Below are 6,908 nucleotides of genomic sequence, written 5' to 3'. Positions count from 1 at the left end.
CTATGCCGCGCACCGTCTGCAGATAGCGGGGCGCCTTGGGGTCGGCCTCGATCTTACGCCGAAGCCGGGTCACCTGCACGTCCACAGCCCGGCCGGACGGATCGACCGTGCCGCGGGCCAGTTCCAGGCGTTCGACCGCCTCGTCCGGCGTGCGCGCGAGCTGGCGCAGGAGCGCGACCTCGGCCTCGGTCAGCTTCACCGGCTCGCCGTCGCTGGTGAGTTCCCCGCGGTCGGGATCGAAGACGCAGCGGCCCAGCGACAGCGGCCCGCCCTGAGTGGGCCGGTCCGAGGCGCGGCGCAGGATCGCCTCGATGCGCAGCAGCAGCTCCTCCGGCTCGAAGGGCTTAGGCAGATAGTCGTCGGCGCCCAGCTTCAGGCCCTCGATGCGGGAGCCCGCCTCGCCCATGGCGGTGAGCATCAGGACCGGCGTCTTGCCGGCCGGCCCCTTCTGCTCGCGCAGCCAGCGGGTGAGCGAAAAGCCGTCCTCGCCCGGCATCATCACGTCGAACACCGCCAGGTCGAAATCCAGCGTCGCGATCAGCTTGCGCGCCGGGGCGCCGCCGGCCGCGGCGGTGACCCTGAAGCCCGCCCGCGAGAGATATTCCTTCAGCAGCTCGCGGATGCGGTCGTCGTCGTCGACCACCAGCAGATGGCGCGCCCGCGCCGGCGCGCTCATAGCCAAGCTCCTGTCACGGCCAGCCCATTTCGTTTGACGAGCCCGCCCGCGGAGGGTTCTAGAGGGGTCTTGCGAAAGGAGGTCACCCTCTCATGTCTCTCGTTCCCTTCGACGACCGCGATGGATGGATCTGGCTGGACGGCCAGTTCGTGCCCTGGCGCGAGGCGACGGTGCACGTACTGACGCATGGTCTGCATTACGCTTCATCCGTGTTCGAGGGGGAGCGGATGTATGGGGGTGAGATCTTCGAGCTGACGGCGCACACCGAGCGTCTCTTCAAGTCCGCCGAGATCCTCGACTTCCAGATCCCGTTCACGGTGGCCCAGATCGATCAGGCCTGCAAGGACACCTGCGCCAAGAACGGCCTGACCGACGCCTACGTCCGCCCGATCGCCTGGCGCGGATCGGAGATGATCGGGGTCTCTGCGCAGAACACCACGATCCATGTGGCGATCGCCTGCTGGGACTGGCCGAGCTACTTCACGCCCGAGGCCAGGGCCAAGGGCATCCGCATGTGCTGGGCCAAGTACAAGCGTCCCTCGCCGGAGACCGAGCCGGTCCACGCCAAGGCCGCCGGCCTCTACATGATCTGCACCATCTCCAAGCACGCCGCGGAGAAGGACGGCTACACCGACGCCATGATGCTCGACTACCGCGGCTATGTTGCGGAGAGCACCGGGTCGAACGTGTTCTTTATCAAGGACGGGGTGATCCACACGCCGCTGCCGGATTGCTTCCTGAACGGCATCACCCGCCAGACGCTGATCAAGCTGGCGCGGTCGAAGGGCTTCGAGGTGATCGAACGCCACATCCGGCCCGAGGAGCTGTCGGAGTTCTCCGAATGCTTCGTCACCGGCAGCGCGGCCGAGGTGACGCCGGTGTCGGAAATCGGCGAGTACCGGTTCACCCCCGGCAACATCTCGCTCAGCCTGGCCGACGACTATTCCAAGATGGTCCGGCGCGAGTTGGTGACGGCTTAGCTGCTCACCAGACGCCCGGCAGGAAGCGCCAGCGGACGCGTCGGGCGTAGTCCTCGTAGCCCGCCAGTTCGGCCTTCAGCATCTTCTCTTCGCCGAGCGCGCGCCACGTGACGGCGAGCGTGATCGCAACGCCGCCGGTCAGGCCCCACCAGGAGCCCAGCACCAGCGGGCATCCGATGAACTGGGGCAGGGCGAAGGCGTACATGGGGTGGCGGACGAAGGCGTAGGGGCCAGTGGTGACAACCGTCTGTTTGCGCTCGGCGTCGATCTTGATCACCGGGGCGGCGAAGCTGTTGGTCCGGAAGACCCACGCGATGCCGAAGTAGCTGGCCACGATCAGGAGGCCGCCGAAGACCTGGGCCCAGAGCGGTATGTGCGACCAGGACATGCGGCGTGCGTCCCAGGCCATCAGCACCAGCCAGGCGAAATAGCCGACCACCATCCCCAACAGGAACACCCGGTCCCACGGCTTCTGGCCTCGCTGCACCGGCGACCTCATCCGCTCAGCCAAGAGGCCGGGATCGATGGCCGCAAGCCAGAGGCTGATCACCATGCTGGTGGCTGCGAACAGGGCCAGGAAGGCCCATCCGCTCGGCCAGTCCCAGGTTCCAGCCGCGCCGAAGATGGCGACCGCGAAGACCGCCAACATCGCCACGACCTGCAGCAGCAGCTTGGGGATCAGCTTCGCGCCCGGCCCCATGGCTCGACTCCGGTTCAGAACATCAGGGTGTAGGGCCGCGGGTAGGGCTCCTCGCGGGCGAGCGCGATGACGCCGAGGATCGAGCGGACCAGGAACCAGGCCCAGGTCAGGCCGCAGATGGTCAGGCCCAGGCCCAGAAACGGCAGGCCGATCAGGATCACCGAGAAGATGCCGCCCCAGAAGGCCAGTATGCAGCCGACGATGAAAAAGCCGATCGACAGCCAGAAGGTGCGGATCTGGAAGGTGTAGTGGCTGTACATCACGGGCCCGGCGCTGGTGCGGCAGGCATAGGCCATGATCAGGCCGATGATGATCGTCAGACCATGAGTAAGGCCGACGATATAGAGCGCGTAGACGACCGCCGGCAGAGTGCGATCCTCTCGGGCGGCGAAGTCGTGGGTTTCGGTCATGAGACCTCCCTTTCAGCGAAGATCATGCCGAAAACGGGCGCGAGCGCCAGATAAGCTTTCGTAAGATTCAGTCGCGGACGAGGGTGATCTCGACTCCGGCGGCCACCGCGTCGGGGGCCAGCGCCAGGGGCTTTTCCACCCGCACGCGGGCCTGGGTCACCCGCGGATCGGCCAGGCAGGCGTGGGCAAGGCGCTCGGCGAAGGTCTCCACCAGCTCGATGTGCCCGGCGCCGGCGATGGCCCGCGCCGCTGTCAGGATAGTCTCGTAGTTCAAGGTGTCGGAGAGCCGGTCGGCGCCGGCGGTGGGCACGTCCAGCTCCACGTCGACCACCAGCGGCTGCACGCGGCCGATCTCGTGCTTGTAGACGCCGATCTCCGCCTGGACCTTCAGGCCGGTGACGAAGACCCGGGTCATGGCCGCGCGGATGGCGGGGGCCATCAGCCGCGTCCCGCGAGGTGCTGGCCGGCGTCGACGGCGATCATCTGGCCGGTCACCGAGGGCGCATCGATCAGATAGCGCAGGGCCTGGGCGATCTCGACGGGCGCGACCGCGCGCCCCAGCAGGGTGGCGGCGACCTCGGCGTCGAACGCGGTCTGGTCCTGGTGGATCGAGGGCAGGGTCGGGCCGGGCCCGATTCCGTTGACGCGGATGCGGGGCGCCAAGGCCTGGGCCAACATGCGCGTGGCGTCCCAGAGCGCAGCCTTGGAGAGGGAATAGGAGAAGAAATTGGGGCCCGGCGCGAGGACCCGCTGGTCCAGGAGGTTGACGATCAGCCCTTGGCGCTCCGGCGGCAGACGCCGCGCGAAGACCTGCGCCAGCACCAGGGGCGCGCGCAGGTTGGTCTCCATGTGGGCGTCCCAGGAGGCGCGGTTCATGTCGGCGAAGGCGTCTTCCTCGAAGACGCTGGCGCAGTTGACCAGCAGGGTGACGGCGCCCAGCTCCGTCTCGGCCTCGCCCACCAGGGCCACGGTGGTGGATTCCTTGCGCAGGTCGCAAGCGATGATCGCGGCCTTGCGGCCCTTGCCCCGGACGTCGGCCGCGGCGGCTTCCGCCTCGTCGTCGACCGCACGGACGTGGATGGCGACGTCATAGCCGGCGTCGGCCGCGGCGCAGACCAGGGCGCGGCCGATGCGCCGCGCGCCACCAGTGATCAGGGCGGCGCCGCGCTCACCCATGGGCGGCCAGGCGGCTCAGTCGAACCGGCCGAATTCGACGCGGTTGAGGATCGCGATCACGGCGATGAAGGCGACGATGACGTAGATACCCATGGGGCGCGCTCCGAGCTCGGTTGTCCGGGCTTTATCGGCGCGCCGCGGTGGCCGCAAGCGCTTGTCCTGCGCGCAGGCCCGCGTTCAAGGTGGCGACAACAAGAAATCAGGGAGGCCGCCATGCCGCTGACGCCCATTGCGACGGACGCGTTCCTCAAGATCGCCGTGGGCATCGACCGGCCGGAGGACGTTGTGGTGGGCCCGGACGGCCGCGTCTTCGCCTCCGACCACCAATGCGCGGTGGCCGAAATCTTCGCCGACGGTTCGTTCAAGCGGGTGGGGCCGAAGGGCGGGGCGCCAAACGGGCTGAACATGGACCGCCATGGATACGTTGCTTTTTCTCTGTCCTGGGATCCCGCTGCATCTGAAAGCCCCAATGCCCGGGAGCATCCGCGCCGAAGACGACAGCTTGGCAGCGCATCTGCGGCGTCGCCGAAGTGAGCTCGGGCTGACGCTCGGAGCCGTTGCTGCGTTACTCCATGCCGATCCGAAGGCGGTCGGATCGTGGGAGCGAGGCGCGCAGCTGCCATTTGTGAGCACGTACCCTGCAATCATCCAATACCTGGGCCGCGAGCCCTGGGCCGAGCCCCAGAGCCTCGGCGCTGCACTCCTGGCAGAACGCCGGCGTCGGGGGATCGAGGTATTGAAGGCAGCGGCGCTGGTGGGCGTCGGCGAGGGGACCTGGCGGCGCTGGGAGCGCGGGGAATGGAAGCCAGGACGGCAGAAGCTCCCTGCTCTGGATCAGCTACTCGGCTATACCATCGCCGAGCGCTTTCCGAGCGAAGTGCGGTAGAATGCGCACATTGCCCCCAGCCTTCGGATCATTGAACTCCTATTAGCCCGGACCGAGCGTCGCCTGGGGCGCGCGCGACCTCAGCTTCTTGCGCCTCGCCCGCACCAACGCCGACCTCGAGGGTTCGGGACCGGGGCGCCGGGTGCATGTGGCCGAAGCGCTTGGCTACCAACGCTTCGCCCCCGCGGGCGAGAGCGTGGCCGAGCCGGCCGGGGCGAGGTGGGGGACGTGAGGGGCGCGACGCCCAATTATGGGTCTGGGGCGGATCGCAGACGAAGCAGATGCAACGGTGTCACAGCCGGCGCTGGCCTGGCTCCTGAGAAAGCCTGACATTACAAAAGTTCGATCGCAATCCGTCGCTCACCGAGCGATCAAGCGAACGCCAGTCCGTTGGCGGCGGCGAAGCGCCACGCCTGTCAAACCAATTCCTGCGATCAGCAGAGCCCAGCTCTCCGGCTCAGGGACGAGGCTGGAAAAGGTCACATCCGAGGATGAGTCCAACTCCAACTCGCCCGCGCTTGTGTCAATCTGCTGGCCAAGGTCGTAGACGCCCGTCCCCGTCAGGGGTCCAGCAGTCGTCGTAATATCGGTTTCGGATGGAAGGTAAAAATCTAGAATATCATTACCGAAGTCAGCGCGACCGAAGTAAGCTTGATTATAAAATTCACCAAATTCTGTCGCGAGAGATACTGTACCGGATCCGACGCCAGCGATGGTGAATGTAGCGCTAGTCAGGTTGTTGTTGTCTTGAAAGTGCCCATAGTAGTAACCAAAGTAGTTATCAATGACATTTGCGGTGTCGCCAGCAAGGGCGAATGTATAATCGGCGTTCTCGAATGAGATTCCGTTTAGTGAACCGGAACCATTCCCAGAAATAGTATATATTGCCGTTACTGCGTTCGCCGCCGTACAAACCGAAACAGCTCCAACGAGCACTACGCTGGATAGTAACTTCGCGAAATTACGCATGAAAACTCCCCTGAGCCACCATGAATCAACGCAGTGAATCACGCAATATGTTCGTGGCCCGGCGACGGCCAGTAAGCATCGTATTTGAACCGACATTCCCCAGGTAAGCCGCCCATCCGAACGACTGAAGCTTCAGTTTGCCGGATATGATCACAATGTCCAGGCGTAGCGATTTTGGCAGGGAGCGCGCCCGACCCGGCCCATCAGAGCGGTGCGCACGCCCGTTTGCCCGGTTGGGCCGGATTGCGGGCGCACCTCGCCTGTCGGTGGGAACGACGCCTTGGTCAGCTCGGGTGTCAACATCGCGCGACCCGTTGGCAGCGCAGGTCGTGGATCATGTCCAGGATGCGCCTGAACAGGTCACGCGGCACGGCGACTTCCGCCATCGGAAAGACCGTGTATCGGGCGTGGGCGATGACCTTCGCCCCGATCTTGACGACCTTCTCCCGCAGCGAGGCCAGCGACCATGTCGCCATCTCCGCCGGCAGGGCCAGCGTCCGCAGGAAGCTGGCCATGTTGTAGGCCAGGGCGTGAAGCTGAAGCCGCGCGGCGTTGGCCGCCATCGTCCGGCAGCCGCGTCCACCCTCGATCCGTGCAACTCCAGCTTCAATCTGGCGCCGATGGAGGTCCAGATCGCGGCAGAGCCCTCGCCCTGAACCCGGTACAGGCGGTGGGTCGGCTTGCGGCGAAGAAGGGCTTGTTGCTGGGCCATGAAATCGTCCTCCAAAGTTGCCGCGGACCATCCCGCGGCTTCATGGGGAGAATGAGGAGCAGGCCATCGAGCCGGAGGTCAGACCCCACGCGACGCGTGCCCGCAGGGAGCAAGCTGCACGGAGCGCGAAGCGCGGAGGAAGCGCCGCTGGGTTGACCGGGGGCGGGCTTGCTCCACCACGCTCCCATACGAAGCCATGAGTGGTCCGTTCCACACGGTGCATAATGGCTTTGCGACAATCCGCCCGTGTTTCGACTCGCTGTCCAAAGGGGCTGGCATGGGCGCGGCGCACGCTTAGGATGAGCGATCCCAATCCAGCCCGCCGGGGTACCCATGACGCACATGATGACTCGGACGACCCCAGACTTGCTCGATGTGGCGATCGGTTCTGCGCATTGG

At 66.0% G+C, this 6,908-nt stretch carries 10 protein-coding genes and 2 pseudogenes; 4 read left to right on the top strand and 8 right to left on the bottom strand.

The features are described 5' to 3' along the window. On the bottom strand, positions 1-676 hold a 676-nt coding region (locus tag E8A12_RS20695), incomplete at its 3' end, for a response regulator transcription factor (protein ID WP_293372395.1). 92 nt (positions 677-768) lie between these two features. On the opposite strand from E8A12_RS20695, the gene E8A12_RS20690 reads away from it, so the two are divergent. Further along, on the top strand, positions 769-1,656 hold the full coding sequence (locus E8A12_RS20690; protein ID WP_293372393.1) for a branched-chain amino acid aminotransferase: 888 nt from the start codon (positions 769-771) through the stop codon (positions 1,654-1,656). A 4-nt stretch (positions 1,657-1,660) separates the two neighbouring features. Here E8A12_RS20690 and E8A12_RS20685 read toward each other — a convergent pair whose 3' ends face one another. From E8A12_RS20685 to E8A12_RS20665, 5 genes are all read right to left on the bottom strand, one after another. After that, complete coding sequence (locus E8A12_RS20685) at positions 1,661-2,356, bottom strand: isoprenylcysteine carboxylmethyltransferase family protein (protein WP_293372391.1); 696 nt, start codon at positions 2,354-2,356, stop codon at positions 1,661-1,663. A gap of 14 nt (positions 2,357-2,370) precedes the next feature. Continuing rightward, positions 2,371-2,766, bottom strand: coding sequence for a hypothetical protein (locus E8A12_RS20680; protein ID WP_293372389.1), 396 nt, complete (start codon positions 2,764-2,766; stop codon positions 2,371-2,373). 67 nt (positions 2,767-2,833) lie between these two features. Continuing rightward, complete coding sequence (gene folB, locus E8A12_RS20675; protein ID WP_293372387.1) at positions 2,834-3,205, bottom strand: dihydroneopterin aldolase; 372 nt, start codon at positions 3,203-3,205, stop codon at positions 2,834-2,836. Further along, positions 3,205-3,942 (bottom strand): SDR family oxidoreductase, encoded by a 738-nt coding sequence (locus E8A12_RS20670; protein ID WP_293372385.1) that lies wholly within the window; start codon positions 3,940-3,942, stop codon positions 3,205-3,207. Before E8A12_RS20670 ends, folB begins: the two co-directional genes overlap by 1 nt. A gap of 15 nt (positions 3,943-3,957) precedes the next feature. Continuing rightward, entirely contained in the window at positions 3,958-4,092 is a 135-nt protein-coding gene (locus tag E8A12_RS20665) for a hypothetical protein (RefSeq protein ID WP_293372383.1), read from the bottom strand. Positions 4,093-4,155: 63 nt separating this feature from the next. Here E8A12_RS20665 and E8A12_RS20660 point away from each other — a divergent pair, with 63 nt between their 5' ends. From E8A12_RS20660 to E8A12_RS20655, 3 genes and pseudogenes are all read left to right on the top strand, one after another. After that, complete coding sequence (locus E8A12_RS20660) at positions 4,156-4,476, top strand: hypothetical protein (RefSeq protein ID WP_293372381.1); 321 nt, start codon at positions 4,156-4,158, stop codon at positions 4,474-4,476. Beyond that, positions 4,412-4,549: pseudogene (locus E8A12_RS22830) on the top strand (hypothetical protein); the annotation flags it as partial. The gene E8A12_RS20660 and the pseudogene E8A12_RS22830, both read left to right, overlap by 65 nt. 18 nt (positions 4,550-4,567) lie before the next feature. Then, positions 4,568-4,828 carry a helix-turn-helix transcriptional regulator gene (locus E8A12_RS20655; RefSeq protein ID WP_293372379.1) on the top strand — a complete coding sequence of 87 codons (261 nt, stop codon included), beginning with the start codon at positions 4,568-4,570 and terminating at the stop codon, positions 4,826-4,828. A 360-nt stretch (positions 4,829-5,188) separates the two neighbouring features. Here E8A12_RS20655 and E8A12_RS20645 read toward each other — a convergent pair whose 3' ends face one another. Both E8A12_RS20645 and E8A12_RS20640 read right to left on the bottom strand, forming a co-directional pair. After that, complete coding sequence (locus tag E8A12_RS20645) at positions 5,189-5,797, bottom strand: PEPxxWA-CTERM sorting domain-containing protein (protein ID WP_293372377.1); 609 nt, start codon at positions 5,795-5,797, stop codon at positions 5,189-5,191. Between the two features lie 296 nt (positions 5,798-6,093). Further along, positions 6,094-6,369: pseudogene (locus E8A12_RS20640) on the bottom strand (transposase); the annotation flags it as partial. Positions 6,370-6,908 lie beyond the last annotated feature (539 nt).

It is taken from the genome of Phenylobacterium sp. (genome assembly GCF_004799395.1).
Taxonomy (GTDB): Bacteria; Pseudomonadota; Alphaproteobacteria; order Caulobacterales; family Caulobacteraceae; genus Phenylobacterium.
Note: the sequence above shows the minus strand (reverse complement) of the source record. Positions and strands in the feature narration are given on the sequence as shown.

Bases quoted from the DNA above. Each gene is read 5' to 3' on its own strand.
- E8A12_RS20685 (WP_293372391.1), bottom strand. From the start codon at position 2,356: ATGGGGCCGGGCGCGAAGCTGATCCCCAAGCTGCTGCTGCAGGTCGTG.
- E8A12_RS20680 (WP_293372389.1), bottom strand. From the start codon at position 2,766: ATGACCGAAACCCACGACTTCGCCGCCCGAGAGGATCGCACTCTGCCG.
- E8A12_RS20645 (WP_293372377.1), bottom strand. From the start codon at position 5,797: ATGCGTAATTTCGCGAAGTTACTATCCAGCGTAGTGCTCGTTGGAGCT.
- folB (WP_293372387.1), bottom strand. From the start codon at position 3,205: ATGGCCCCCGCCATCCGCGCGGCCATGACCCGGGTCTTCGTCACCGGC.
- E8A12_RS20670 (WP_293372385.1), bottom strand. From the start codon at position 3,942: ATGGGTGAGCGCGGCGCCGCCCTGATCACTGGTGGCGCGCGGCGCATC.
- E8A12_RS20690 (WP_293372393.1), top strand. From the start codon at position 769: ATGTCTCTCGTTCCCTTCGACGACCGCGATGGATGGATCTGGCTGGAC.
- E8A12_RS20660 (WP_293372381.1), top strand. From the start codon at position 4,156: ATGCCGCTGACGCCCATTGCGACGGACGCGTTCCTCAAGATCGCCGTG.